The organism is Streptomyces sp. NPDC002467 (genome assembly GCF_042889825.1).
Lineage (GTDB): Bacteria > Actinomycetota > Actinomycetes > Streptomycetales > Streptomycetaceae > Streptomyces.
Window position 1 is genome coordinate 82851 of record NZ_JBIARJ010000026.1, and the last position, 23309, is coordinate 106159.

At 71.3% G+C, this 23309-nt stretch carries 25 protein-coding genes; 11 read left to right on the forward strand and 14 right to left on the reverse strand.

The window, feature by feature from the left end; translation table 11 throughout:
* The first annotated feature begins 403 nt into the window (after positions 1 to 403).
* On the forward strand, positions 404 to 1282 hold the full coding sequence (locus tag ACFYYJ_RS36995) for a class I SAM-dependent methyltransferase (RefSeq protein ID WP_389138787.1): 879 nt from the start codon (positions 404 to 406) through the stop codon (positions 1280 to 1282).
* A 90-nt stretch (positions 1283 to 1372) separates the two neighbouring features.
* The gene (locus ACFYYJ_RS37000) at positions 1373 to 2197 is read left to right on the forward strand and encodes a hypothetical protein (protein ID WP_385123344.1); all 825 of its coding nucleotides are present in this window, start codon (positions 1373 to 1375) and stop codon (positions 2195 to 2197) included.
* Between the two features lie 363 nt (positions 2198 to 2560).
* Here ACFYYJ_RS37000 and ACFYYJ_RS37005 read toward each other — a convergent pair whose 3' ends face one another.
* Positions 2561 to 2932, reverse strand: coding sequence for a winged helix-turn-helix transcriptional regulator (locus ACFYYJ_RS37005; RefSeq protein WP_389138790.1), 372 nt, complete (start codon positions 2930 to 2932; stop codon positions 2561 to 2563).
* Positions 2933 to 3014: 82 nt separating this feature from the next.
* Here ACFYYJ_RS37005 and ACFYYJ_RS37010 point away from each other — a divergent pair, with 82 nt between their 5' ends.
* Together ACFYYJ_RS37010 and ACFYYJ_RS37015 are read left to right on the forward strand one after the other, a co-directional pair.
* Complete coding sequence (locus ACFYYJ_RS37010; protein ID WP_389138792.1) at positions 3015 to 3923, forward strand: NAD(P)-dependent oxidoreductase; 909 nt, start codon at positions 3015 to 3017, stop codon at positions 3921 to 3923.
* Positions 3924 to 3988: 65 nt separating this feature from the next.
* The gene (locus ACFYYJ_RS37015) at positions 3989 to 4618 is read left to right on the forward strand and encodes a hypothetical protein (RefSeq protein WP_385366565.1); all 630 of its coding nucleotides are present in this window, start codon (positions 3989 to 3991) and stop codon (positions 4616 to 4618) included.
* A gap of 36 nt (positions 4619 to 4654) precedes the next feature.
* On the opposite strand, the gene ACFYYJ_RS37020 is transcribed toward ACFYYJ_RS37015, so the two are convergent.
* The 4 genes from ACFYYJ_RS37020 to ACFYYJ_RS37035 form a co-directional block, all read right to left on the reverse strand.
* Positions 4655 to 5782 carry a hypothetical protein gene (locus ACFYYJ_RS37020; protein ID WP_389138795.1) on the reverse strand — a complete coding sequence of 376 codons (1128 nt, stop codon included), beginning with the start codon at positions 5780 to 5782 and terminating at the stop codon, positions 4655 to 4657.
* 160 nt (positions 5783 to 5942) lie between these two features.
* A complete protein-coding gene (locus ACFYYJ_RS37025) occupies positions 5943 to 6548 on the reverse strand; it encodes a GPP34 family phosphoprotein (protein WP_389138797.1) in 606 nt (201 codons plus the stop codon).
* Positions 6549 to 6663: 115 nt separating this feature from the next.
* Positions 6664 to 7599: a zinc-binding alcohol dehydrogenase family protein gene (locus tag ACFYYJ_RS37030; RefSeq protein ID WP_389138799.1), complete on the reverse strand. Its 936-nt coding sequence runs from the start codon at positions 7597 to 7599 to the stop codon at positions 6664 to 6666.
* A 257-nt stretch (positions 7600 to 7856) separates the two neighbouring features.
* Positions 7857 to 8357 (reverse strand): MarR family winged helix-turn-helix transcriptional regulator, encoded by a 501-nt coding sequence (locus ACFYYJ_RS37035; RefSeq protein WP_389138801.1) that lies wholly within the window; start codon positions 8355 to 8357, stop codon positions 7857 to 7859.
* Positions 8358 to 8426: 69 nt separating this feature from the next.
* On the opposite strand from ACFYYJ_RS37035, the gene ACFYYJ_RS37040 reads away from it, so the two are divergent.
* Positions 8427 to 9200, forward strand: coding sequence for a hypothetical protein (locus ACFYYJ_RS37040; RefSeq protein WP_389138803.1), 774 nt, complete (start codon positions 8427 to 8429; stop codon positions 9198 to 9200).
* A 5-nt stretch (positions 9201 to 9205) separates the two neighbouring features.
* A complete protein-coding gene (locus ACFYYJ_RS37045; RefSeq protein ID WP_389138805.1) occupies positions 9206 to 10030 on the forward strand; it encodes an SGNH/GDSL hydrolase family protein in 825 nt (274 codons plus the stop codon).
* Positions 10031 to 10120: 90 nt separating this feature from the next.
* On the opposite strand, the gene ACFYYJ_RS37050 is transcribed toward ACFYYJ_RS37045, so the two are convergent.
* Positions 10121 to 11542, reverse strand: a complete 1422-nt coding sequence (locus ACFYYJ_RS37050; protein WP_389138807.1) for a cellulase family glycosylhydrolase — start codon at positions 11540 to 11542, stop codon at positions 10121 to 10123.
* A gap of 336 nt (positions 11543 to 11878) precedes the next feature.
* Here ACFYYJ_RS37050 and ACFYYJ_RS37055 point away from each other — a divergent pair, with 336 nt between their 5' ends.
* On the forward strand, positions 11879 to 12877 hold the full coding sequence (locus ACFYYJ_RS37055; protein WP_389138809.1) for a hypothetical protein: 999 nt from the start codon (positions 11879 to 11881) through the stop codon (positions 12875 to 12877).
* 94 nt (positions 12878 to 12971) lie between these two features.
* Here the strand turns inward: ACFYYJ_RS37055 and ACFYYJ_RS37060 are convergent, their stop codons facing one another.
* Positions 12972 to 13274: a hypothetical protein gene (locus tag ACFYYJ_RS37060; protein ID WP_389138811.1), complete on the reverse strand. Its 303-nt coding sequence runs from the start codon at positions 13272 to 13274 to the stop codon at positions 12972 to 12974.
* 216 nt (positions 13275 to 13490) lie between these two features.
* Between ACFYYJ_RS37060 and ACFYYJ_RS37065 the strand changes: the two genes are divergently transcribed.
* A complete protein-coding gene (locus tag ACFYYJ_RS37065) occupies positions 13491 to 14018 on the forward strand; it encodes a hypothetical protein (protein ID WP_389138813.1) in 528 nt (175 codons plus the stop codon).
* 21 nt (positions 14019 to 14039) lie between these two features.
* On the opposite strand, the gene ACFYYJ_RS37070 is transcribed toward ACFYYJ_RS37065, so the two are convergent.
* A complete protein-coding gene (locus ACFYYJ_RS37070; RefSeq protein ID WP_389138815.1) occupies positions 14040 to 14570 on the reverse strand; it encodes a hypothetical protein in 531 nt (176 codons plus the stop codon).
* Between ACFYYJ_RS37070 and ACFYYJ_RS37075 the strand changes: the two genes are divergently transcribed.
* A complete protein-coding gene (locus tag ACFYYJ_RS37075) occupies positions 14559 to 14681 on the forward strand; it encodes a hypothetical protein (RefSeq protein WP_389138817.1) in 123 nt (40 codons plus the stop codon). The genes ACFYYJ_RS37070 and ACFYYJ_RS37075 overlap by 12 nt on opposite strands.
* A gap of 48 nt (positions 14682 to 14729) precedes the next feature.
* Here ACFYYJ_RS37075 and ACFYYJ_RS37080 read toward each other — a convergent pair whose 3' ends face one another.
* Positions 14730 to 15071 carry a HopJ type III effector protein gene (locus ACFYYJ_RS37080; RefSeq protein WP_385123380.1) on the reverse strand — a complete coding sequence of 114 codons (342 nt, stop codon included), beginning with the start codon at positions 15069 to 15071 and terminating at the stop codon, positions 14730 to 14732.
* Positions 15072 to 15288: 217 nt separating this feature from the next.
* Between ACFYYJ_RS37080 and ligA the strand changes: the two genes are divergently transcribed.
* Positions 15289 to 17382 carry an NAD-dependent DNA ligase LigA gene (ligA, locus tag ACFYYJ_RS37085; protein WP_389138834.1) on the forward strand — a complete coding sequence of 698 codons (2094 nt, stop codon included), beginning with the start codon at positions 15289 to 15291 and terminating at the stop codon, positions 17380 to 17382.
* A gap of 28 nt (positions 17383 to 17410) precedes the next feature.
* On the opposite strand, the gene ACFYYJ_RS37090 is transcribed toward ligA, so the two are convergent.
* The 5 genes from ACFYYJ_RS37090 to ACFYYJ_RS37110 all read right to left on the reverse strand — a co-directional run bounded on the left by ACFYYJ_RS37090 (position 17411) and on the right by ACFYYJ_RS37110 (position 21663).
* Entirely contained in the window at positions 17411 to 18712 is a 1302-nt protein-coding gene (locus tag ACFYYJ_RS37090; RefSeq protein WP_389138819.1) for an MFS transporter, read from the reverse strand.
* Positions 18709 to 19248 carry an ArsR/SmtB family transcription factor gene (locus tag ACFYYJ_RS37095; RefSeq protein ID WP_385366805.1) on the reverse strand — a complete coding sequence of 180 codons (540 nt, stop codon included), beginning with the start codon at positions 19246 to 19248 and terminating at the stop codon, positions 18709 to 18711. The genes ACFYYJ_RS37090 and ACFYYJ_RS37095 overlap by 4 nt, the downstream gene beginning before the upstream one ends.
* Positions 19249 to 19462: 214 nt before the next feature.
* Complete coding sequence (locus ACFYYJ_RS37100) at positions 19463 to 19633, reverse strand: hypothetical protein (RefSeq protein ID WP_389138836.1); 171 nt, start codon at positions 19631 to 19633, stop codon at positions 19463 to 19465.
* Between the two features lie 182 nt (positions 19634 to 19815).
* The gene (locus ACFYYJ_RS37105; RefSeq protein WP_389138822.1) at positions 19816 to 20361 is read right to left on the reverse strand and encodes a hypothetical protein; all 546 of its coding nucleotides are present in this window, start codon (positions 20359 to 20361) and stop codon (positions 19816 to 19818) included.
* A gap of 15 nt (positions 20362 to 20376) precedes the next feature.
* Positions 20377 to 21663 carry a DUF2716 domain-containing protein gene (locus ACFYYJ_RS37110; RefSeq protein WP_389138824.1) on the reverse strand — a complete coding sequence of 429 codons (1287 nt, stop codon included), beginning with the start codon at positions 21661 to 21663 and terminating at the stop codon, positions 20377 to 20379.
* 82 nt (positions 21664 to 21745) lie between these two features.
* Between ACFYYJ_RS37110 and ACFYYJ_RS37115 the strand changes: the two genes are divergently transcribed.
* Positions 21746 to 23110, forward strand: a complete 1365-nt coding sequence (locus tag ACFYYJ_RS37115) for a glycosyl hydrolase family 28-related protein (protein ID WP_389138826.1) — start codon at positions 21746 to 21748, stop codon at positions 23108 to 23110.
* The last annotated feature ends 199 nt before the right edge of the window (positions 23111 to 23309 follow it).

The window sequence follows — 23309 nt, forward strand, 5'->3', positions numbered from 1 at the left end:
GCGTAGGCTTGTGATCATGATTCGTCCGGCGGAGTGGAGTGACCAGCCGTGATGCCCCCGCATTGCACGATCTGCCACGCGTCCTTCAGGGACCACGACCACGAGACCTTCACACTGGTGTACTTCCGTCCCATAGGGCCACCATTCGAACATCAGGGGCATCCCGAGAACGCCCTCTGGTTCTGCGAGGACCACGTTCGGTACACCGTGGGCAAGACCCACATGAGCGCCGTCCTGGCCATGGTCCACATACTCGCGGCGATCCGACGCAACGCCCCGAACCCCTGGCCGCTCACCAGCATCCCTTGATCCGAATGCCTGTACCCCGATCCGCTGGGCGTGGGCGTCGAACAGCTCCCGGTGAACCAGCCGCAGCGGATCATGTGACAACTAGGCTGCGGCGATGGAACGCTTAACCGAAGTACCCGAAGGCATCGCACGGTCCGCGGATCGGGGCCAGGTGAATTCCTACGACAGTTTCGCCGAGGCGTACTCGGCGGAGAACGAGAACAACCTCGTGAACGCGTATTACGAGCGGCCCGCGATGCTGGCCCTCGCCGGAGATGTGACCGGTCGTCGGATCCTGGACGCCGGCTGCGGCTCGGGCCCCCTGTCCGCCGCGTTGCGGGACCGCGGTGCCGACGTCACCGGCATCGATGTCAGCGCCCGCATGCTGGAACTGGCCAAGCGGCGGCTCGGTGACGACGCGGCCCTGCACGTGGCCGACCTGAGAGACCCCCTGCCGTTCGACGATGGCGCGTTCGACGACGTGGTCGCCTCGCTGGTGCTGCACTACCTGGAGGACTGGGGTCCGACGCTGGCCGAGTTGCGGCGAGTGCTCAGGCCCGGTGGCCGACTGATCGCGTCGGTGGACCACCCCTTCGTCGCCTACACGATCAAGGATCCCCGGCCCGACTACTTCGCGACCACCGACTATTCCTTCGACTGGACGTTCAACGGGCAGTCCGTCCCGATGAGGTTCTGGCGCAGGTCGTTGCAGGCGATGACCGATGCCTTCACCACCGCCGGCTTCCGCCTCTCCGGCATCAGCGAGCCGCAGCCCGACCCGGCCGCGCGTGACCTGTTCCCCGATGACTTCCATGACCTTTCCACCAAGACCTGCTTCCTGTTCTTCGTCGTCGAGGCATGGCCATTGGCTGCGGAATCGGACGGATGCCAGTGCCGTCGTGAGGCGGTCGGCGGGGCCCGTGGCGGGCCGCGTTCGGCTGTTCAGTCGACGAACCCGGCCGCGGTGCCGGGCGTCGCGGGCACGGGAGGGTAGCGGCCTGTGATCATGTGCCTCGGTTGCAGCTGATCGACGGGGGGCTCCAGGTCGGCCGCGGGGCGGATGCGTCGCGGCCGTGTGACGCTCGTGGAACGCACTGTGGGTGATGTGGTGGACTGGTTGACCTCGCTGCCGGCGGTCGTGCTGGTTGTGGGCTGGCTCTTTCTCGCCCTGCTGGTCGCGGCCGTGGCGCGGGTCGGCGTCCGGGCGCTCGTACCGGTCGGGGAACAGGACCGGGTGCCGCAGATCGCCATGCCGCTGATGCCCACGCTCGGCGCCGCCTTCGCGATCTTCGCGGCGCTCTCGCTGGCCAGCGAGGCCGGATACCTGCGCGCAGCGGAGGGCTTGGTGAGCGACGAGGCGGCCGCGGCCTCCCGCCTGGCGTGGGCGGCGACGAGTCCGCGCGTCCGGTCGGAGCCGATCCACGCGGCGCTGCGGGACTACCTGCAGACCACCCGGGCCAGGGAATGGGAAGGTGGGTCCGCGGCGTCCGCCGACGACGCCGCCACCGCTCGCGCGATCGCACGGCTGGAGCGGAGCGTGCGCGCGGAGGCGGCCCGGCCCGAGCTGGGCTCCCCGGCGAGCACGGAGCTGCTGGTTTCCCTGGACAGCGTCACCAGCGGCCGTCGCGCCCGTGTCGCGGCCGCCTCGCGCGACGTTCCCACGCTCTACGTCGTCACGCTCGTCGCCGGCGGACTCGCCTTGATCGTGAACGCCGGGGCACTGATCTTCCGCAGCAGTCTGCGAACGTCGTTGCTCGTCGTGGGTGTTGCGAGCGTGGTCGGGCTGAGCCTGGCGTTGCTCTTCGCGCTCAGCGCGCCCTGGAACGGGCCGTTCATCGTGAGCGGCCATCCGATCGACGCCGTGATCGGGGACCTGAAGTCCGGCTTCTTCGGCGGCGGGGGGCCGTAGGCGTCCGCCCCGCCCATCGCCTCACCGTTCGTGCCGGGTACCCGGGTCAGGGGGCGGCGGAGTCGAGCGGGCATAGCGGAGCGCGAGCCGTCGGAGGTGCTACGAGGCGGGCCACGACGCGAGCGCCTGGGCCCCGAAGGCGCGCGGCACCGTCCCGACCGGTGTCGCCGTCGCCCTGAACACCGACGTCGCCATCCGGCGCTTCGCCGAACGGGACCACAACATCACGCATTGGACCGAGCTGGAACGCGGCGGCAACTTCCTCGCGCTGGAGCAACCCGAGGCGTTCGTCACCGACGTCCGAGCCTTTTTCGGCACACTCGCCGGCTGACGTCCGCGAGAACGCCCGGGCGGTCGGGATGCTCAGACGCGTGAGGGCTCGTCGACGGTGACCCTTTCGGAGCCCTCGCGACGCATCCGCTCGACACCCCAGACGCCGAGCGGACCGAGCGCCTGATTGAGCGTGTGTCCGTGCTCGGTCAGGGAGTACTCCACCCGCGGCGGCACCTCGGCATGGACCTCCCGGTGCACGAGTCCGTCCGCCTCCAACTCACGCAGATGCTGAGTCAACATCTTCTCGCTCACACCCGGCAGACCACGGCGGAGCTCGGCGAAGCGGCGTACGCCATGGGTCTCCAACTCCCAGAGGATCAGCCCCTTCCACTTGCCGCTCACCACGTCGAGCGCAGCGTCGATACCGCAGATGTAAGGCCCGTTCCTCGGAGCCTTGGCCATCTCCGCCCCCTTACTAAAAGGTAAGTACCGCAGAAAATAGTAGGTACTTCCGAGATTAGCGGCACTCTCCGAGCATGAAGAGGTGAACGAACGACAGGAATCCACCACCAGCCAGAACAACGCCGTGACCGTGATCGGACTGGGCCCGATGGGCCAGGCGATGACCCGCACCCTCCTCACCGCCGGCCACCCGGTCACCGTATGGAACCGCACCACGAGCAGGGCGGACGACGTCGTCAGCGCCGGAGCGCGTCTCGCGGCGACACCCGGCGAGGCGGTCGAGGCGAGCGACCTCGTGATCCTCAGCCTCACCGACTACCAGGCGATGTACGACGTCCTCGACGGCGCTTCCGGATCGCTCGCCGGCCGGACGCTGCTCAACCTGAGCTCCGACACGCCCGAACGCACACGCGAGGCGGCGGCCTGGGCAGCGGACCGCGGAGCCACCTTCCTCACCGGAGGCGTCATGGTTCCCGCGCCGATGGTCGGCACGCAGGCGGCCCACGTCTACTACAGCGGCCGCGCCGAGGCCTTGCGGAGCCACCTTGAGACCGTCACCTTGCTCGGAACCCCGAAGTACCTGGGCGAGGACCCGGGGCTCGCCCAGATGATGTACCAAGCCCAACTCACGGTGTTCCTCGCCACCCTGTCCGCCCTGATGCACGCCACGGCGATGCTCGGCACCGCGGGCATGGAAGCCAGGGAAGCGCTCCCCGAGCTGCTCTCCTCGGCAGACTCGATCGGCGCCATCCTGAGGGCGGGTGAAGAGAACCCGGGCACCGCGCTCGATGCGGGGGTGCATCCCGGTGAGCTCAGCACGGTCACCATGATGGGTGCGACGTCGGACCACATCGTCGAGACCAGCGCGTCACTCGGCCTCGACCTCGCGCTCCCACTGGCCGTGCAGTCCCACTACCGGCGCGCGATCAAGGACGGGTACGGCGGAGACAACTGGACCCGCATCATCGACGGCATCCGAGGACCGCGCTGACCCCTGGGGCGGGTGGTCGGGGCGGCCCCCGCATGCGAGGCCGCGGCAGGGGGTACTCAAGTGGCGTGGGACGTGAACGGCTGAGCTTCGACGGCTGGATCGCAGCCGTCGGAACGGCATCCGGCACGCGCGTGGTCGTCGGTCACTGGCCCCGATCGCCCTTCGGGCCGTTCAGCGACGTGATGCTGGAACGCGCGGACGGCCGGCGCGTGCTGTTGGCACCCACCGCGCGGACCGCGGAGTACGTCGCGGGCGTCTACCACTTCGACGAGGTCCGGACGGGCCCGGTGAGCGTGTGCGGACGCGACACGGCGTGGGACGTCGCGGCGGGGCCCCTGGCCCTGCGCTTCACGGTCGGCCGCCGCAGCGCCCTCGGCCACGCGCTGCGGGCCGTCCCCCGGTGGCTCGCCCGTCGGCCGCTGTGGGCGGTCGTGGCCGACGTCCCCGCCCGCCTGATGACCGGCGTACGCACCCGGGGGAGCTCACGCCCCGGGTGCCGGCAGTGGTACGCGGCCCGTGACCTGTGGCCGATCGTCGCCGCCGACGCGTCCTTCGACGGGATCGACCTCGGGCCCCTCGCTCCCGTCGTCCCGCCGGTCCGCTTCGGCTTCGCGTCTGCTCCCGCGAGGCCGGCGTTGGTACGGGTCCTCTCCGTCGTCGAACGCGAAGGTCAGGGGAAGACCGCGAGGCCGTGAGGCCGTGAGGCCGTGAGGACCGTGGGGCGCGACCGGTCAGGCGCAGGTGACGGTCACCTGACCGCTGCCCCCGTTGCTGGTGAAGGCGATCGTGAACCTGCCGTTCGCGGGCTGCTGCTCCGTCCGGCCGCCCAGCGTGAGCACCTGGGAGCCGCCGGCGTCGAGGGAGCCATCTCCCCGGCTGACGGTGACCCCTTGGGGCAGCCGGCCGACGGACCAGTTCAGGTGTCCGCTCCCGCTGTTGCGGACCACCAGGGTGTTCGGCCACTCGCCGTTCCCGCAGTACTCCTGGACGCTGCTCGGACGCAGCGCCAGTACGGGCACGGCGGCCGGAGCGGGGGTGCCCGACGGCTTCGGCTGAGCGGAGGGGGTCGACCGGCCGGGCGAGGCGCCGTGGGAGGGCGGGGTGGAGGCGACGGGCGCCGGGGTCTCCGCAACCGCGGCCGGAACGCTTCCGCTGGGAGCGGCGGCCGGTGCGGTGTCGCCGGGGGAGAGCGAGGGGGTGGGCGCGATGGCCGAGGCGACACCGCTGGGCGTCCCCACGGCCTGTGGGGCGATGGTGGCCGGGTGGTGGCCCAGCTGCCGTCCCACGACCGCCCCGCCGATGACGGCCACCAGGATGCCGCCGATGACGAGGGCCATGGTCTTCATCTTCGTCCTGGCCCGCTTCTGACGCGCCTTCGAACCGGGGTGCCCGGTGCGCCCGCCCTGGACGATGATCCCGTGCCCGACCGTCCGGGGGTCGTCCTGCTTGGGTCCGATGGCCCGGGGGTCGTCTTGCTTGGGTCCGATGGCCCGGGGGTCGTCCTGCTTGGGCCCGATGGCGCGAGGGTCGTCCTGCTTGGGCCCGATCGCGCGGGGGTCGTCCTGCTTCGGTCCGATGGCCCGTGGATCGTCCTGCTTCGGTCCGATGGCCCGTGGATCGTCCTGCTTGGGGCCGATCGCCCGTGTCGAATCGTGGAAGCCGGAGGTGGTCCGTCCGCCCTGGACGATGATGCCGTCCTGGCCCGGGGTCGGATCGGTGAAACCGCCTCCGGCGCTCGGCGTGGTCCCGTGGGGGTGGGGCGTGTTCGTTCCGGGCGAATCGATGCCCTCCGCGCGAGCGGCCGCACCCGCGTTCTCGTCCGGACGAGGCACGTCCGGCCCACCTCTGCCATCGCTCATGCCGCCAGGTCCTCCCGTGTCAGCGCGCTGGTGTCGTTTCCACTCAGCCGGCTTTCGGCCACAACGTCCAGCCCGGGATCGTGACGACAACGTCCCGGTCTGGTACCGGAGTTGTGCGGCGCCAGAGCCCCCGCGGCCGTCGGAGGTCACGGCACGGAGTTCACGGCGCCCGCCAGACGTTGGAGAAGGCGGCGTTCTCGATGGTCCTCCGCTGGCGAACCGCTTCCAGTTCCATCACGGCGTCGTTGACGGCGGCCACCACCGTCGTCACCGCTTCGCCGTCCGGCCCAGGAGCACCCTCGGACGGTCCGCGGCGGATGCCGATGGCCACGGCGAGGGCCCGGAGGACGGGTTCGTCCTCCTCCCAGCGGTCCCGCGCCCGCCGCCGCGCCGGCGTGTCGACGAGTTCCACGTGCTCGGCGCCGAAGGACAGGCGGCCGCGCCGCGCACGCGTCAGCAGGCCGTCCTCCTCGAACACGTGCTGGTAGGACGCGGACAGCTCGCGGCCCCTGCGCCACAGCCAGTCCTCGACGCGCTCATACGGATCCTGCCGGACGAGCGCCGATGCCGCCCCCTCCAGCAACCGGTCGGCCTGTGCCCACTGCGGGGCCGGCCGGATGAGATCGTCGTCCAGCGCGACGGCCTCCGCCCCGATGAGATCGATCAGCTCGGCACCGGCGAGGGCCAGGGACAGGTCACCCTGTCCCACGGGGCGCTCCGGCGGAGCCTCCAGGGCAATGATGAACAGGTCTTGCGCCGTGGTCATGAAGGGCTCCCTCGTGATCGGCCGAACCAGCCTCCCGTCGTCGAGGCGGGTGGGGTCAAGTATCACCTCGTCACCTCCGGATGGATCAAGTCGCGTACGCGCGCGCCGACCGACCTCAGGAGACGGTGACGACGACCTTCCCCCTGATGTGCTTGCCGGCGAAGTCGGCGACCGCCTGCACGGCGTCGTCGAACGGGTAGCGGGCACCGATCTCGACGCGCAGACCGCCGTCCGCGGCCCGGCCGGCGAGATCCTCCAGATCGCCCGGCTCCGGCACGAACGAGCCGATGTAGAACGGGGTCACGCCGCGGTCCAGCTCGCCCGGGCCGAACAGCGGGGACACCAGCCTGCCGCCCGGCCTGGCCGCCCGTGCGCTACCGGCCAGCCCCTCACCGCGGTTGATCAGGTCGACGACCACGTCGACTCCGCCCGGCACCAGCTTCAGGGCCCCTTCCACCACGTCGGCCTCCCGGTAGTCGACGGTCTCGGCGGCACCCAGCTCGCGGATGTAGTCCGCGTCCTGGGCGGTGGCCGTGGCGATCACGCGGGCTCCGAGCGCGTGCGCGAGCTGTACGGCGTACAGGCCGATCCCCCCGGTGGCGCCGATCACCAGCACGCTCTCGCCCCCGGTCAGGCCGACCGCCCGCAGCAGGCACACCGCGGTCATGCCGGACTCGGGGATGGCGGCCGCGTGGACGGGGTCCAGGTCCTGCGGCCGGTGGGCCAGCCGGGGACCCGGCTGGGCCACCGTGTACTCCGCCACGGAGCCCACCTGGCCGACGAACCCGAGCACCCGATCGCCGGGCGCGTATCCGCTGACCCCGGCCCCGGCCTCCACGACGGTGCCGGCCATGTCCATGCCGACGATCAGCGGGTGTTCGGTCGGGAAGAGGTCCTTCGCCGCCCCTGTGATCAGCATGAGATCAAGCGGGTTGAGTGCGGCCGCTTCGACCTTGACCACGACCTCGCCCGGTCCCGCGGCCGGCTTCGGCAGCTCGGCGATGGTCAGGCGGTCAAGCGGCTGGTAGTCGGTGGCGACGAGGGCTTTCACGGGCGATTCCCTGAGTTGGGGCCGTACCGGAGCCGTACCGACGACGCCGCACGGCACGGGCGGAGGCGGTCACTGTCTGCCGACGCCTCGGGCCCGTGGGCCTCAAGGCGGCACGCGGTTCCGTTTCTACGTCACCAGGCCCGATCGACGGCCAAGGCTGTCCGTACCGCTGCCCCGCACGACACGTTCGGCGCAGTCCGCCTCCTCCACCGGCCGCCCCGGGCCGAGTTCCCGCACGGGCTCCGGCCGGGCCGACTTCAGCCGCGCGTGCGGTAGCCGGGGTGGACTCCGGGGGTCAGTTCCTGTTCGGCCGCGACGCGTTCGAGCAGGCCGAGCAGGTGTGCGCGCTGCTCCGGGTCGAGGGCGGCGAGCAGGGCGTCCTCATGGGCCGCGGCCGCGCGCGAGACCGCGCCGAGGGTGCGTCTGCCCTCGTGCGTGAGGTGGAGCTCGTAGTTGCGGCGGTCCTCGGCGCTGCGCCGCCGTTCGACGAGGTCCTTGCCCTCCAGGGCGTCGATCAGCGCGACGACACGGCTCGGTACGACGCCCAGGTCCTCGGCGAGGGACCGCTGGCTGCGCCCCGGCTGCCCGGCGACCATGCGCAGCAGTCCGACGTCCGCCGGGGTCAGTCCCAGGTGGCCGACGCGTTCGGCGAAGCGTCCGGCGGCGTGCGCGCCGATCTGGGCGAGGAGGAACGCGGCCCCCCGCGGCCCGGGGGCCGGGGCGGAGCCCGTCGTATGCGGTTGCCGAGGGCTGTTCATGGGCCTATCGTAAGCCACACGCAATGATTCTCCTCAGTGAACGATTTACTAGAGAGAACGGATTCTGCCGTGACCGCCACCCCAGAGACCGCAGCCCCGGCGACAGCCGCCCAAGAGGCAGCCGCCCCGGCGACAGCCACCCCGGCGAACGGCGCGCGAGAGACGCGCGGCCACCGCGACCCGCAGGCCGGGCCGCCGCCCGGCATCCTCGCCGTGGTCTTCACCGCCCTCTTCCTCGCCGGGCTCGTGCTCAGTGCCGTCCTCGCCGGCGGGGAGCCCTTCCCCTCGCCCTTCGGCTCCACCGACTCGGTGACCGCCTACTTCCGCGACCACACCGGTGCGATCCGTGTCTCCGGGGCCCTGCAGTTCGCGGCCTCGGTGCCGCTCGCGATCTACGCCGCGACCGTCTCGGCGCGGCTGCACAAGCTAGGCGTCCGGGCCCCCGGCGCCACCATCGCCCTCGCCGGAGGCGCCCTCGCCTCGGCCTTCCTCGCCTGCTCCGGACTGGTCACCTGGGTGCTGTCCCGGCCCGAGGTCGCCGGCCACGGCGAAGTCGTACGGGCCCTGCAGTACCTGGCCTTCGGGCTCGGCGGGCCCGGTCACGTCGTCCTGCTGGGGCTGCTGGTCGCCGGGATCGCCGTACCGGGGCTGCTGGCACGGCTGCTCCCGCGCGCCCTCGCCGTCGCGGGACTGGTCGTCGCGGCGCTCGCCGAACTGTCCACCCTGGTCCTGCTGGTCGACGGCGCCGCACTGCTGCTGCCGATCGCCCGGTTCGCCGGCCTGCTGTGGCTGATCGCGGCCGGGTTCCTGCTGCCGCGCCGCCGCGTCCGTGCGGAGGTCTGACCGTCATGACGAGCGCCACCACCGACCGCGCCCCCGCCCACGACCCGGCGGAACGGATGCTCCGCTTCCACCAGCCCGAGAAGGTCCTGCGGTACCTCGGTCCCGCCCCCGACGAGGACGTGCTCGGGGCCCTGTTCGGGCTCGACCCGGCCGCCTACCGGACGCGCCTGGACCGGTTCGACGAGCGGAACCGGGCGGCCGCCGCTGCGGTCGCGGCCGCGCCGGGGGCAGCCGCACGGCTGGCCGGACTGCCGTTCCGACCGGGCGAACACGTCGTGGCCGTGGGCGAGAGCACCACCGCCGACCGGTTGTCATGGTTCGAGATCCTGCGGCACCTGCTCCCGGAGGGCGTCCGCCTCACCAACCTGGCCGTGTCCGGCAGTACGACGACCCAGGCCCTGGCGAACCTCCCGCTGCTCGCGTTCCAGCGGCCCGACTGGGTGCTGTGCATGCTGGGGGCGAACGACGTCCAGAGGCTGGACGGGGTCCCGCTGGTCGCCGCCGCCGAGACCCGCCGCACCCTGCGCGCCCTGCGCGACCTGACGGTACGGCGGACCGGGGCCCGGTGGGTCTGGCTCACCCCGACCGGCGTCGATCCCGGGCGGGTCGCGGAGTACGCGCACTTCCGACGGGCCGGGCTCGACTGGGCCGGGGCGGACCTCGACGCCGTCGCGGAACTCCTGCTCGCCGAGCCCGAGGTCACGGTCGACACCCGGGCCGCCGCGCACGGCCACTGGGAGGAGGACGGCGTCCACCTCACCCCGGACGGTCAACAGCACGTCGCAGCAGCGGTGTTGGCCGCGCTTGGGTCGGGGCCCGCCCCTGGATGACGCGCGTGTGCGCCGACCGTGGACCACGCCCGCTCGATCGATCGGTACGGAGCCGCGGGCGTGGTTCCGGAATGCGGGCTCGGCGGAGGGCTACCTCGGGCTGATCGTGACCTCGTACGTGGTCCCGGTCCTGCCGCGGGTGTTCACGTTCACGGTCTGGCCGCCGTGGCCGTCCCACCTGGCGTTGCCGCCTCGGACCGTGACGCGGTAACCGCTCGGGTAGGTGTCCTTGGGCACGGTGATCTGGGTGGGCCCCTCCGCGTTGTCACGGGTGCGGAAGGTGAGGGTGTAGGTGCGGGTGGCCGGGTCGTACGCGTAGCCGAGCGGGTCACCCGCGACGGCCCGCGCGTAGGGCTGGACGAGCAGCCGGGCGTTGGGCTTCACCGCGCCCGTCTGGTCGAGGAAGCAGTAGCCGCCGCCCCGGCACCACTGCCACCACGTCCAGCCACTGGAAAAGCGGTCGAGGGAGGCCGTCATGTCGTTGACGAACTGGCTCGCGTGCGGGACGTAAGGGTTGCCGCCCCACTCCCCGACGATCACCGGCATGCGGTTGCGGGTCGGATAGTCGCTGATCGCGGCCTCGTAGGCGGGTATGAAGGAGCCGTTGGGGTCGTAGTCGCCGCCGGTTTCCATCGCGGTCTCGTAGAAGTGCGGCGCGTACCCGGCGTGCGGGTCGTCGATCCGCCCCAACCGGGTGGGCACGCCGAGACCGACGATGACGGTGGGCTCGACGAACACCCACGACTTGCGGTCGACCAGGCGGATCGACCGGGCGAGGCGGTTCCACATCTCGGTGAGCTCGCCGGCCTCGAAGCGGGCCGCGGCGGCGGGGAGGTCCTCGCCTTCGAGGAACCTCGCGAACGGCTCGTTCATCAGGTCGTAGCCGAGCAGGGCAGGGTGCCCGCCCAGGGAGGAGGCGACCGTCATCCACATGCGGGCGTGCGCGGCGCGGAGGTCGGCGTCCTTGTAGAGGTGGTCGAAGGCGGCCTGGACGGACGGCTCGAAGTACTGGGAGAACCAGTCGTCGGGTATCGGCGTGAACGGCAGCCCCTCGTCGCGCGTGGCCCAGTCGGGGACGCCGCGTGCGCCGAAGTGCGGTCCGTACACGTCCTGGTGGGCGTCGAGGACGACCTTGACGTGGTAGCGGTCGGCCCAGTCGAGGATGCGCCGCATCTTGGCGAGGTAACCGCGGTCGTAGTGGCCGGGGGTGGGTTCGAGGTCGTCCCAGAAGAACGCCAGGCGTGCGAGGTTGAAGCCCCGGGCGGCCATGTCCTTGAGGTCGCTCTCGTGGATGTCGGCGAACGCGTCGGCGCCCCGGCCGCTCTTGTCGGACAGGTTGAATCCGCGCCACTGCAGCGCGCGGCCCTGGCCGTCGGCGATGAAGGTGCGCTCCCCGACCGTGACGCGGTCGGGGCCGCGGCCGGGGTGGGCCTGGGCCTGCGCGGGAAGGACGCCGAGCAGGAGGGCTGCCACGCCGAGGGCGACGTGGGCGAAGCGGGAGGTCCGGCGCATGCAGGAGACCCTTTCGGGGGTGGATTCTCGGACGGAGTGCCACTGGCCGGTGGGATGTTACTGATGAGTGACTCAAGTTCCCATGGTTTCGCTGGGTCGCTTCGATGTCGGCCGCGTGTGCCGTGGATTCGGTGCTCATGCGAACCATGCCGTGCCCTCAGGTCAACTTGAGGTCAAGCGGTGATCGGCCACTGCCCAACGGGCGTTCGGCCCGCACCGTCTCCCGGGCGGCGGCGTTCCCGGAACCGCCGGAACGAGGACCCTCACCTGGATGGGGGAGGGGCCTCGTTCCGGCGGCTGACGCCACCCGGCCGCGATTGGTGGGACGTTCGGAGCATGACGAGTGACGAACGGACGACGAGGACGTGCCGGGTGGCCCGGGCGGCCACGGTGTGGGCGGTGCTGTACGCCGTCTTCGGTCTCGCCTGTGCGCTGAGCGGGGTCTCCTTGCTCTACCACGGCGGCTCAGGGGTCCCGGGGTTGGGATGGGCGGTGGCGGCGGTGGGCGTTGCTTCGGCGTCGGTCAGCGCGATGGTCGTGCTGTACGGACCGCGGCCGGCGCTGAGGGTGTTGCTGTGGGTGCTGTGCGTCCTTGCCGGGATCAGCGCGTTCAGCCTGCTCATGGACGTGATCACGCTGATGTTCGGTCAGGGAGTGGACAGCGCGGTCTCCGCCGTGAACAAGGCTCTCGCCACGATCGGGGTGGTCCTGCTCGCGGCCACCGCCCGATCTGACCGGCAGCCCGCCGACACCGCGGTACAAGGGGCGTCCACCGGGTCGTGGATCGCTCAAGGCGCAGCCTGGGCAGGGACGTTGGCCTTCGTCCCGTACGCGGCGATGAAGCTGCTCTGGGCGTTCGGCGGGACGTTCGCGGGAACCACCGGTGAGGAGATGCTCGCGATCTCGCGGCGGAACGGCGCCTCGGGGATCTTCCTCACCCTGGAGTCCTGGGGCTTGGATCCCACCGCGCTGCTGGCCGCGCTCGGCGTCTTCCTGCTCTGGGGCCTGGTCCGCCCCTGGGGGCAGGTCTTTCCCCGCTGGACACTGTTCCTACGCGGCCGCAGGGTGCCGCGCCTGCTCCCGCTCGCACCGGCCCTGCTCGGCGCTGCCACGCTTGCCCCGTACGGCGTCCTCGGAATCGGCTACCTGGTCCTGGCCGCGTGCGGAGTGACGACCATACGAAGGGGCGACTTCCCCTCCTCGGGCGACGCGTTGCTGGTCGGCTGGATCGGCATGACCGCCTTCGCGGTCTACGGCGTCGCCTTGGCCATCACGGCCCACTCGTACTGGCTTCGGACGCGCCCCGCACGCCGGATGCCCGCCGGCACGGCGTGAAGGTCCGTGGCCGGTCCGAAGTCACTTCGCCAGGGTGTGTCTTGAGCCCGTCCGGGACGGGCGGCGCTCCGCCGGCAAGTGCTGCCCGGGAAGGTCAACTGCGGAACAGCATGACCGTGGAGACAGGCACCGCCACCATCCCGCAGACGGCCAGGAATCCACCGACCAAACGCACGAAGCCCTCGGACACATCGCGGGCTGCGGCCTGCCGTTCGGGATTCCGCTCCAAGCGGTTCACGACGCGAGTGCGAAAGCCGGCAGCACCTCTCTTCGTGGCAAGGGCGCCCCCGGCGAAGATCGCTGAGAGCCCCCAGACCAACAGGAACACACTGCCTGCGGCGGGATCACGCTGACCGGCGAGAAACAGCATGCCCGAATCCTTGACCGCCGACGCCATGGGGGTCAAGGTCGCGGCCCACGTTCCGCGACGATCGCCGACCGCGCGACCGCGCAGGTGCGAGCGGGCTTCGCACACACCCTGGGGGAGTGGCCGCGTGCCACTGCCAGAGCGAACGACATGGGCCCGCGCAGGTCGAAAGGAGGGCCGTCGAGCAATCTGCCGCAGTTCGTATTGCCAAGCACTCCCGCGAGCAGTGCCGGCATCGTATGACCCATGGCAGTAGCGACAGAAGACACGCCTGAACCCGACAACCCCGGGCGCGGCGTTCAATTGCCCCTGGAAGAGGCGGCGTGGCTGTATCAGGCGGATCAGGTGCGTCCGGAAGACCTGCCGATGACCGCTGCCCAGGCACTCGCAGTGGGGGTGGACAGTCCGGCCCTGTGCGAGCTCGCCGGTCTGTCGCGCCGCGCGGACCCCCGGGACATCCGCGATGCGTTCGACCAGGCCCTCGCAGAGTTGGCGATCGCGTTGCCCGATCGCGGCCTGGCCCAGCGGTACGCGCTGCGCAGGCTCGCCACTCGATTCAGCGCCGGGGAGGCGACTCTTTCGGAGTTGGCATCGGACGAGTGGTTGGAAATCGAGGCCGAGACCGCTGAGGAACGAGCATTCGTGGCGCTGCTCCCGCCATGCGCGTGCTGCATCGAGTACACGCTGGGGCTCGACGAGGCGACGTGGGAAGCGCGGATGCAGCTCGCGACCCGCGCCTTGGCCTCGCACCCCACTGTCGGGCCGGACATCTGACAGGAGCCGGGCCGGGCCGCTCTACAGGAAGGGAGGCAGCCACACGCGCATGCCCAACTGCCGGTAGGTTTCCACGTCGTCCCGGATCGTCCACCAGTTCCGCCGGGTGAACTGCAGGGAGGTCGACTGCTCGGGGTGGCGTTTTCCCAAGGCCCTGCAAATCTCCGCCAGGTCGGGCGGGAACGCCAGGACACCGGTCACCTCGAACGCCTCGTAGACGACGAGCGTGTACCAGGCAACGCCGGGGATGCTCCGGACGGAGTGCTCGTTCGGCCAACTGTCGAGTGGATTGGCGAGGTACTTGACCTGGACGAACGCGCCGTCGGCCGACACCAGGTCGTAGCGCGCCTGCACGCGGGATTCGGCGAGCCGGCCTTCCCACAGGGCCAGGGCCAGATGCTCGGCGACCTCGGCCAGAGGGTCCCGGTTGGATCGGCCGAGCCCCATGGTCTCCAGCAGCTCCTGCCGCGCCGTCCGGTAGGAGGCGAGGGAGCTCAACAGCCCGAGTGCGGCAGCAGCATTGGATGCGGGATGAGGCGCGTGACCGGTCACCCCACCACGATAACCATCCGATCCGTGACCCTCCGCGCCGGCCGGACCGCCGAAACCCTCGACCGTCCGGCCGTCCTCGAACGCCGGGCCACGCTCACCGTCGCGGCGTAGGGGACTCCTGAACCGACACAGGACCCCGCCGGGAGCGCACTGGCCTGCTCAGCTCTTGCGGGTCAGCGGCTGCCCGGCGAAGCTCACGCCTGCCAGGCCGTGGGCCGCGAGGTTGCGGATGTTCCCGTGATCGGTGTCGTTCGGCGTCGCCAGCACACCGCGGTAGTACTCACCGAAGGCCAGCAGCGCTTCCTGGTCGCTCAGTCCTTCCAGCACGGCCAGTCCCAGCGTCTTGCAGGAGCCCTCGTTCTCACCCGCGGCGTTCTCCAGATCGCCGTTGCGGAACGCCTGCGGCTGGTACTCGTAGTGCGCGGCGACGAAGGCCAAGGTGTCGGCGAACTCGTGCTCACCCGACGCAAGGCTCGCCCGCAGCGAGTTCAGATCGGACATGTCGGCTCCCCTGGGTTGGACAGACGATCCGATTGCCGTCCGTGACCGGACGACCATACCCCGCTCGAGGCCGCCGGCCGACAACGCGCCACATGTCGGAACGAGCGGCATCTCCGCAGGTCACGACGTATGGCCAGGTGACCCGCCGGGGGCCGGGCGGCCGCGTCTCGTGGCGCGGCGGGGTCGGGCGGCGGCGTTGTCAGTGCCGGGCAGCATGATGACCTCCATGACCGAAAACAGTGCCCTGCTCTCTCCTGCCGCCTACGCGGAGGCCGTGACCACCGCCGTGGCGGCTTCTGCCGCGTACTATGGCGACGGGACCACCCCGCTCGGCGACGACGAGTACGACGGGCTGCTGCGCGCCATCGCGGCCTACGAGGAGGCCCACCCGGACGAGGCGCTCGCCGAGTCGCCGACCGGGAAGGTGGCGGGCGGGGCCGTGCAGGGTGACGTGCCGCACTCGGTGCCGATGCTCTCCCTCGACAACGTCTTCGACGCCGCCGAGCTCGCGGAATGGGCCGAGGGACTGGAACGGCGACTCGGGCACCCCGTCGCAGGGTGGTGCGTGGAGCCGAAGCTCGACGGCCTCGCGGTGGCCGCCCGGTACCGGGGCGGCCGGCTCGCCCAGGTCCTCACCCGCGGCGACGGCCTGGCCGGCGAGGACATCACCCACGCCGCCGACGCCGTCCTGGGTCTGCCCCCGGTACTCACCGAGCCGATCGACGTCGAGTTGCGCGGCGAGGTGCTGCTGACGACGGCGCAGTTCGAGGAGGCCAACCGGATCCGGCTCGCCCACGAGGCCACGCCCTTCGCGCACCCGCGCAGCGGCGCGGCCGGCACCCTGCGGGCCAAGGACCGCCCCTACCGGATCGAGTTGACCTTCTTCGCCTACGGCGCGATCGGCCTGGACGACCTCGGTCACGTCGCTCTGCTGGAGAAGCTGGCCGCGCTCGGCGCGAACACCGCCGCCGGCACGGCCGCCGCCCCCATGCGCTGCGAGACCGTGGAACAGGTGCAGGAACGCATCGACGTGATCGCCGGCCTGCGCGGAGACCTGCCGTTCGGGATCGACGGTGTCGTCGTCAAGGCCGACACCGCCGAGGACCAGCGACAGGCCGGCAACGGCTCGCGCGCACCGAGGTGGGCAGTGGCCCGGAAACTGGCGGCCGAACACAAGGTGACCCGCCTGCTCGCGGTGGAGTGGAACGTCGGCCGCACCGGGATCATCGCCCCGCGCGCCGTCCTGGAGCCCGTGGTCATCGACGGGGTGACGGTCACCTACGCCACCCTGCACAACCCGTCCGACATCACCCGTCGCGGGCTGATGATCGGCGACCAGGTGTTCGTGTACCGGGCCGGCGACGTGATCCCCCGGGTCGAGGCACCACTGGTCGACCAGCGCACCGGCGCAGAGAGCCCGATCGCCTTCCCCGAGGCGTGCCCCCGCTGTGGCGACGTGATCGACACCTCCGAGCAGCGGTGGCGGTGCGTGCGCGGTCGGAGCTGCCAGGCCGTGGCCTCGGTGATCTACGCGGCCGGTCGGGACCAGCTCGACATCGAAGGTCTCGGCGGCACGCGCGCGATCCAGCTGGTGGAGGCCGGTCTCGTCAAGGACGTCGCCGACCTGTTCACGCTGACCCGCGAGCAGCTCCTCGGTCTGGAGCGGATGGGTGAGACCAGCGCCGGCAACCTCCTGACCGCGATCGAGACCGCCCGAGGAGCCGCGCTGAACCGCGTGTTCTGCGCCCTCGGTGTCCGCGGAACCGGGCGCACCATGTCCCGCAGGATCGCCGCGCACTTCGGCTCGATGGCCGCGATCCGGGCCGCCGACGCGGACACGCTGGCCGAGGTCGACGGCATCGGCACCGAGAAGGCCCGCGTCATCGCGGCCGAACTCGTCGAACTCGCCCCGCTCCTCGACAAACTCCAGGCCCAGCGGGTCGGCACGCAGGTCACCGAGCCCCGGAAGCCCGCGGCCGACGGGACCGGCACGAGCGCTGCGAGCGCCACGAGTGCCACGAGCGCGCCGAGCGACGGCGAGGACTCGGCTCGCGGCCCGCTGGCCGGACAGGCCGTCGTGGTGACCGGCTCCATGACGGGCCCCCTCTCGCTGTTGTCCCGGAACGAGATGAACGAGCTGATCGAGCGGGCCGGCGGAAAGGCGTCCTCGTCGGTGTCCAAGCGCACCACCCTCCTGGTGGCGGGCGAGAAGGCCGGCTCCAAGCGGACCAAGGCCGAAGAACTGGGCATCCGCATCCTCGACCCCGAGGAGTTCGCCGTCCTCGTCGCCGATCTCCTCCCGACCGACTAGCCGCCCCTGTACGCCACCTCCCGGAGCCCTAAACGGCACCCTCGCGAAGGGGCTCCCGGGATTCCGGCTGATCCGGTTCGCCGGCGGGGGCGGCGGCGGCCAGGGCGGCGGCGCGCAGCGCGGCTTCGACGCGGCGGTTGCCGGTCATGGACGCCGTGATGGCAGTCATCGCGAGGAGGAGGCCCGCGGCGGCGAAGAGCGGGGTGCGGATGTCGTAGGCGGTGGCCAGCCAGCCGCCGAGGAAGGCACCGAACGGAGCCGCACACATCGCGAGCATGCGGGAGGTGGAGGCGACCCGGCCCATCAGATGGGCGGGGACGATCGTCTGCCGCAGGGAGGGGGCGAGCACCATCGTGGCGCCCATGCCCGCTCCGCAGACGGCGAGCGCGAGGCCGGCGACGTAGGCGTTCGGGGCGGCGGCGAGACCCAGGACGGCGAATCCCTCGACCGCGGCCGTGCAGGTCAGCGCGGTTCCGGTGCCGAGTCGTCGGCCGAGGAAGGAGGCGATGGCCGCGCCGAGCAGACCGCCGGTGGCCTCCGCCGTGAGGAGCAGGCCGAAGCCGAAGGTGCCGATGCCGAGACGCTCGTGCGCGAAGAGGGCGAGCACGGTCTCCACGGCGATGAAGGCGACGTTCCCGACCGCCGGACGCAGCGCGAGCCCCAGCAGCAACCGGTCCCGGAACACGTACGAGGCACCGGCCCGCGCCTGGCGCAGCAGCGACTCACGAGCCTGCGGCACGGGCCGGGGCACGGCGGGCAGTGACCGTACGAGCAGTGCGGAGACCGTGAAGGAGACCGCGTCGGCGACCAGCGGGACCGCTCGCCCGAGCGCGAGCAGCGCACTGCCCGCGGGCGGCCCGGCGAAGCCGGACGCGGCGGTCTGGGTGCCGCGCAGGCGGGAGTTGGCGCGCTCCAGGAGCACGGGGTCCCGGCCCAGCAGATCGGGCAGATAGGCCGTGGCGGCCGTGTCGAAGAAGAGTCCGCCGAGGCCGAGCAGGAAGGCGACGACCGCGAGCAGCGCGATGTCCAGTACGTCGAGCACGGCCGCCACCGCCGGTATCGCGAGCAGCACCGCACGTGCCGCGTCCGTGACCCACATCGTGCGCCGGCGGTCCCAACGGTCCACCAGCGCGCCGCCGAGCACCCCGAAGAGCAGCCACGGCAGCGTTCCGGCGGCCGTGACGACGGCGAGCGCCATCGGATCCCGGGTCAGCGCCAGCGCGAGCAGCGGCAGCGCCGCATGGGTCACGCCGTCACCGAGAGAGGACACCGTCTGCGCGGTCCACAGCCGTCCGAACCCGGTCGGGAGCTTCTGAACGTCCGAGGTCACTTGGCCTCCCCTCCGGCCTGTCGGCCCGATGCCGGGTGGAACAGCGCGAAGACGAGCGACGCGTCCGGCAGCGAGGGGTCGGACAGCTCGCGGTACTCGTCCGCCAGTGCCTCCAGCCGCGCCCCCAACTCCGCGAACTGCTCATCGGTGAGCCGCAGGTGCGCCATCCGCACGTGCCGCTCGTCGTCCGCCGGCGCCGCCTCCAGGTCCGCCACCGCGTGCCGCATCAGCATGTCCGGGCCTCCCTCGCCCGGATCCGGCAGCACGATCGAACGCGCGGCCATCGCGTAGTACCGCTCGTTGACGCCACGGACCTTCCGCGTCCGGACCACCTTCACCAGGCCGGCCCGCTCCAGGAGCCGCACGTGGTAGCTGGAACTCCCCTTCGCGAGGCCCACTCGGTCGGCGATCTGGGTGATCGTCGCGGGCTCGAAGCGGAGCACCGCCATGATCCGGTGACGCGTGAGGTTGGAGACGGCGCGCAGCTGCTCGTCAGTGGTGACGTGGAACGTCTCGGGAAGATCATCGGTTGGCATGGACACAATGGTCAACGTTTCTTGACCATTGTGCAAGGGCTTTTCGCTCCGACTTCCGGAACCGGGAGTTCACCATGCGCGGCGCGTGTCCTTCACCCCTGCAAGCACCTTCGCGGCCTCGCGCAACGGACACGCGGAGGCGTGGGTGTGGCGCCCGACAAGGGCCGCGGCATGGAACCTCGCAGTGACCGCGGACTCGCAAGACGGACGGTCTTCAGGATGCGTCGGCGTAGGCGAGGTGGGTGCCGCAGGCGGTGCAGCGGAAGGGCATGGCGCTCGCTCCCTCGCCCAAGTGGTTCAGGAAATGGTGGAGTTGGATCTCGTCGTGCCGGCCGCCGAGGCGGCCGCGTCGCGGCAGTGGACGAGCCGGTGCGGATCCTGCCATGCGCGGAATCCAGGGGTACGACGGGTGACCTCATGCAAGACGTCCTCGCCTACACCGTCGATCGCACCTCGATGACCATGCCTTTCGATTCCATGGGCCGAGTCCGTCCGTAGGGAGGCCGGCGATCAAGCTGCGACGTCCGACGTCCGACGTCCGACGGCCCGGCCGATGGGGATGGCTTCTCAGTCCTCCCCGACCTGGATCAGCATGGCGAAGTACTCACCGTCGGTCCCGGCCACCACGCCATCGAACGTGCAGGCGGTCACGGGATCCCAGGCATTGCCTTGACGGTTGGTCCACCACGTCGCGTCGGGCCCGAGCCACTTCACGATGCGCGTCACAGCGTGTCGGGCCAGCTCAGGGTCCATGAGCTTCGAGCCGGGCCATACGAGGTTGTCGGCGGCGAGCTTGGTCATCAGGTCGACGGCCGCGTCGGCGCTGAGCGGCTCCAGCGCGGTTTCGATCTCTGCGGTGCTCGGGCGTTCGGACCCGCCGGCGACGTATCGCTTCCACAGGGGGTGAACCTTGGCGACGAGATCGTGCACCTGGCCGGCAAGGGGGCCCAGCCCATGACGGGAGGTTCCGCCACCCGGGAAGCGGCCGTACCGCACGGAAACGAAGGGCCTTTTCGACAGTGATGTCAGCAGGGCGCCGAGCTCGGGCAGGTTCGATGTGCGTTCACTACTCTCCACCGCGGCATCGTGACATGCCGTGGACAGGGCGAACACCTCCTGCGTGTGCGCTCAGTCCCGCCGTCTGACCGGCTCTCCGAGCAGATCGGTCAGCTCTCCTTCGACGGCGGTGACGAGTGCCGGTCCCCAGACGGTGAGGGTCTGTTCCCAGGGGTGGCCGAAGGTGCCCAGGCGCAGGTCGTGCGTGAGGTGGAGGTAGTAGTCGCCGTTCGGGTACGTGCCTCGGCCGGGGACCGCAGGTCGGCCGGGCGCGTCGACGCGGCGGGGGTCGTAGCGGTAGCCGTCGTGCTGCCAGTCCAGCCAGTACACGAACTCCCCGGGCTCAGTGGCGGCGAGCAGCCCGCGCCGGACGATCGCGTCGAGCGCTGCGGGGAGGTCCGCGACGAGCCGGTGGTGGGAGTGCAGGTTCCAGACCACCGAAGGGGACGGATCCGTGATCGCGGGCCGGTGGGCCGTGCTCGGCTTGAAGTCGAACTCCGCGTAGAAGCGGTCCCACAGCGGATCGTCGTCATGGAGCCAGTCGAGGAACTGCGCGGGCCGGCCGGGCTCCGGGGTACCCGGCGGGCTCCAGTGGTAGGAGCGGACGGAGGTGACCTCTACGAAGCCGGCCTCCAGGAGCCGCGCGCGCAGCGGGCCGTCGGCTTCGGCGAGGAGGGGGCAGCCGAGCCAGGCGTCGCGGCGCCAACCTTCGGTGCAGGCCCGGACGAAGTCCTCGTCGTCGCTCGTGAGGCCGCCGACGACGGTGAAGGGCTGCTCGTCGCCGTGGGCCCAGGCGACTGCGGTGACCAGACCGTCCTCGAGCAAGACCTCGATGAACACGTCCCCCTCGTCCGAGGAACCGTCCGCGATCATCTCGGCGTACGGCATTGCGTGGGGGCCGGGAGAGCCGACGGCGACCTCCCACGTCCGCCCGGCCTGCTCGCGCACGCGGTACAGGTCGCGTACGCCCTGCCGGAGGGGCTCCGCCGCGGGGACGGGACCCCCCGAGAGCGGAGCGTCGCGTTCCTCGGGGGGCAGGGGGTCTGCGATCAGTACGGAACGTTCCCAGCCCGCGCTGAACCCCGCCGCCCTCAGCGCCGGGCCCAGCTCCGGCGAGTCGTGCCCAAACGCCTTCCACTCCACGGGCTCGCCGCGCTCCGCGAAGGCCGCCTGTTGCCGCCGTACCAGCGCGGCCAGGTCGGTGCCGGGTGCGATCGGGGCGTGCTCGACGTTGCCGTGAGTCCCGTAATGCCGGCGCACGACAGGCCCGTCGGCCTCGATCACCACCCCGACGGGATGCCACGCGGGAATCCGCCCCCGCAGTGCGTTCCATCTCGCCCACTGCTCGCCCATGTCCATGATCAGGAGCCTAAGCGGGGAGGCGCTGTCAGTGGCGGCCGGCAAGATCATCGTTGTTGTCCGTCGTCACAAGGGGGAGACCATGACCGAACAGCCGCAGACAGCCCGCCGTTCACTGTTGACGGGAGCCGTGGCCGGACTCACCGGGACCGCGCTGATATCCGGCGGAGGTACGGCCGCCGCGGCGACCACGGCCGCGGGAACGCCGGACTGGTTCGACGTCAAGACCCACGGCGCGGTCGGCGACGGCTCCGCCGACGACACCGCCGCCGTCCAGCGCGCACTCGACGCGGCGGCCGCGGCGGGCGGTGGCACCGTGTACTTCCCCGTCGGGAAGTACCTGGTCAAGCCCTCGGCCGGGGCGCCCGCCCTCGCCGTCAAGGCCGACGGCATCCGCCTGTCCGGCGCCGGGGCCAAGGCCTCCATGCTGGTCAAGGGCGGCGACGGCATCCTGCTCCGGATGTCCGGCACGGGAGCGGCCTACTCCACCGGCGCCACCCACCGCCGCTACTGCTCCGTCGAGAACCTCGGCTTCAACGGCAACGGCAAGACCGGCCTCCTGCTGGAGCTCTACTACAACAACAACTCCTATTTCCGCGACGTCTTCATGACCTCGAACAAGGACATGTGCATCGACGCCGTGGAGTTCTGGGACTCCCGCTTCTACAACCTGGTCATCGAGGACTGCACCGGCACCACCGCCAGCACGACCCAGCCCAACATCTGGCTGCGCAACGCCTCGTCCGCCACCGAGGGGGCCTGGGGCCACAGCAAGGACAACATCAATCAGATCCACTTCATCGGCTGCCGCCTGGAGGCCTTCGGTACCGGCGCGCTGTGGATCGGCCAAGGAGCCGTCACCACCAACAACCCCAATGGCGTCTACATCACCGACTGCAAGTTCGAGACCTCCCGCATGCAGGGCGGCCCCCACCTGAAGACCGACGCGGGCTGCCGGCACATCTACGCCACCAACATCTACTGCTACGCGGGTGACTTCGCGGCGGGCACCCCGGCCACCGCGCGGAACATCATCAGTTGGGCGGCCAGCGCCAGTGCGCTGGAGAACGTGGTCATCGCCAACCGGGACAAGGCCACCGTCAACGCGGGCGTCGCGCTCTACTCGGGCCCGAACTCCACCGCCGTGTTGCGCAACGTCGTCGGGCTCTACGCCACCGCGCCCACCGGCACCCACGTCTACTACGAGCAGTCCTCGACCGGCGACTTCCGGGTGGAGAACAGCTACGGAACCCTCGGCGCCCAGGCGACCGGAACGATTCCCGTCAAGAACGCGCCGAACCCGCCCCTGCGGCTGGTGCCCGGCCCGGTCAGCGACGCCTCCTTCACCCGTCAGCCCCTGGACGGCACGATGGCCGTGGACTCCGCGAACAAGCGGCTCTACGTCCGCGTCGGCGGCCAGTGGCTCTGGTCGGCGCTCAACGCGTAACCACGCGACGCGTCCGCCCAGCGGGGGCCGGGGGGCGGTCCACCTCCGGGGTGGACCGCCCTTGACGGAGCCTTGACGTCGACGGCCGCAGTCCATACGCCTCGCTGACGACGGACGGGCACGGGGGCGGGGCGGAGGGGCCCTCGGCATGCCGTCCTCGACCGGAACGCGAACGCCCCGAGACATCGGCGGACCGATG

Coding starts and splice junctions, on each gene's coding strand:
- ACFYYJ_RS37020 (WP_389138795.1), bottom strand. CDS start 5,782: ATGAGCGATGGCAGAGGTGGGCCGGACGTGCCTCGTCCGGACGAGAAC.
- ACFYYJ_RS37115 (WP_389138826.1), top strand. CDS start 21,746: ATGACCGAACAGCCGCAGACAGCCCGCCGTTCACTGTTGACGGGAGCC.
- ACFYYJ_RS37060 (WP_389138811.1), bottom strand. CDS start 13,274: ATGGCGTCGGCGGTCAAGGATTCGGGCATGCTGTTTCTCGCCGGTCAG.
- ligA (WP_389138834.1), top strand. CDS start 15,289: ATGACCTCCATGACCGAAAACAGTGCCCTGCTCTCTCCTGCCGCCTAC.
- ACFYYJ_RS37110 (WP_389138824.1), bottom strand. CDS start 21,663: ATGGACATGGGCGAGCAGTGGGCGAGATGGAACGCACTGCGGGGGCGG.
- ACFYYJ_RS37080 (WP_385123380.1), bottom strand. CDS start 15,071: ATGTCCGATCTGAACTCGCTGCGGGCGAGCCTTGCGTCGGGTGAGCAC.
- ACFYYJ_RS37100 (WP_389138836.1), bottom strand. CDS start 19,633: ATGGCAGGATCCGCACCGGCTCGTCCACTGCCGCGACGCGGCCGCCTC.
- ACFYYJ_RS36995 (WP_389138787.1), top strand. CDS start 404: ATGGAACGCTTAACCGAAGTACCCGAAGGCATCGCACGGTCCGCGGAT.
- ACFYYJ_RS37095 (WP_385366805.1), bottom strand. CDS start 19,248: ATGCCAACCGATGATCTTCCCGAGACGTTCCACGTCACCACTGACGAG.
- ACFYYJ_RS37065 (WP_389138813.1), top strand. CDS start 13,491: ATGGCAGTAGCGACAGAAGACACGCCTGAACCCGACAACCCCGGGCGC.
- ACFYYJ_RS37025 (WP_389138797.1), bottom strand. CDS start 6,548: ATGACCACGGCGCAAGACCTGTTCATCATTGCCCTGGAGGCTCCGCCG.
- ACFYYJ_RS37050 (WP_389138807.1), bottom strand. CDS start 11,542: ATGCGCCGGACCTCCCGCTTCGCCCACGTCGCCCTCGGCGTGGCAGCC.
- ACFYYJ_RS37035 (WP_389138801.1), bottom strand. CDS start 8,357: ATGAACAGCCCTCGGCAACCGCATACGACGGGCTCCGCCCCGGCCCCC.
- ACFYYJ_RS37055 (WP_389138809.1), top strand. CDS start 11,879: ATGACGAGTGACGAACGGACGACGAGGACGTGCCGGGTGGCCCGGGCG.
- ACFYYJ_RS37005 (WP_389138790.1), bottom strand. CDS start 2,932: ATGGCCAAGGCTCCGAGGAACGGGCCTTACATCTGCGGTATCGACGCT.
- ACFYYJ_RS37045 (WP_389138805.1), top strand. CDS start 9,206: ATGACGAGCGCCACCACCGACCGCGCCCCCGCCCACGACCCGGCGGAA.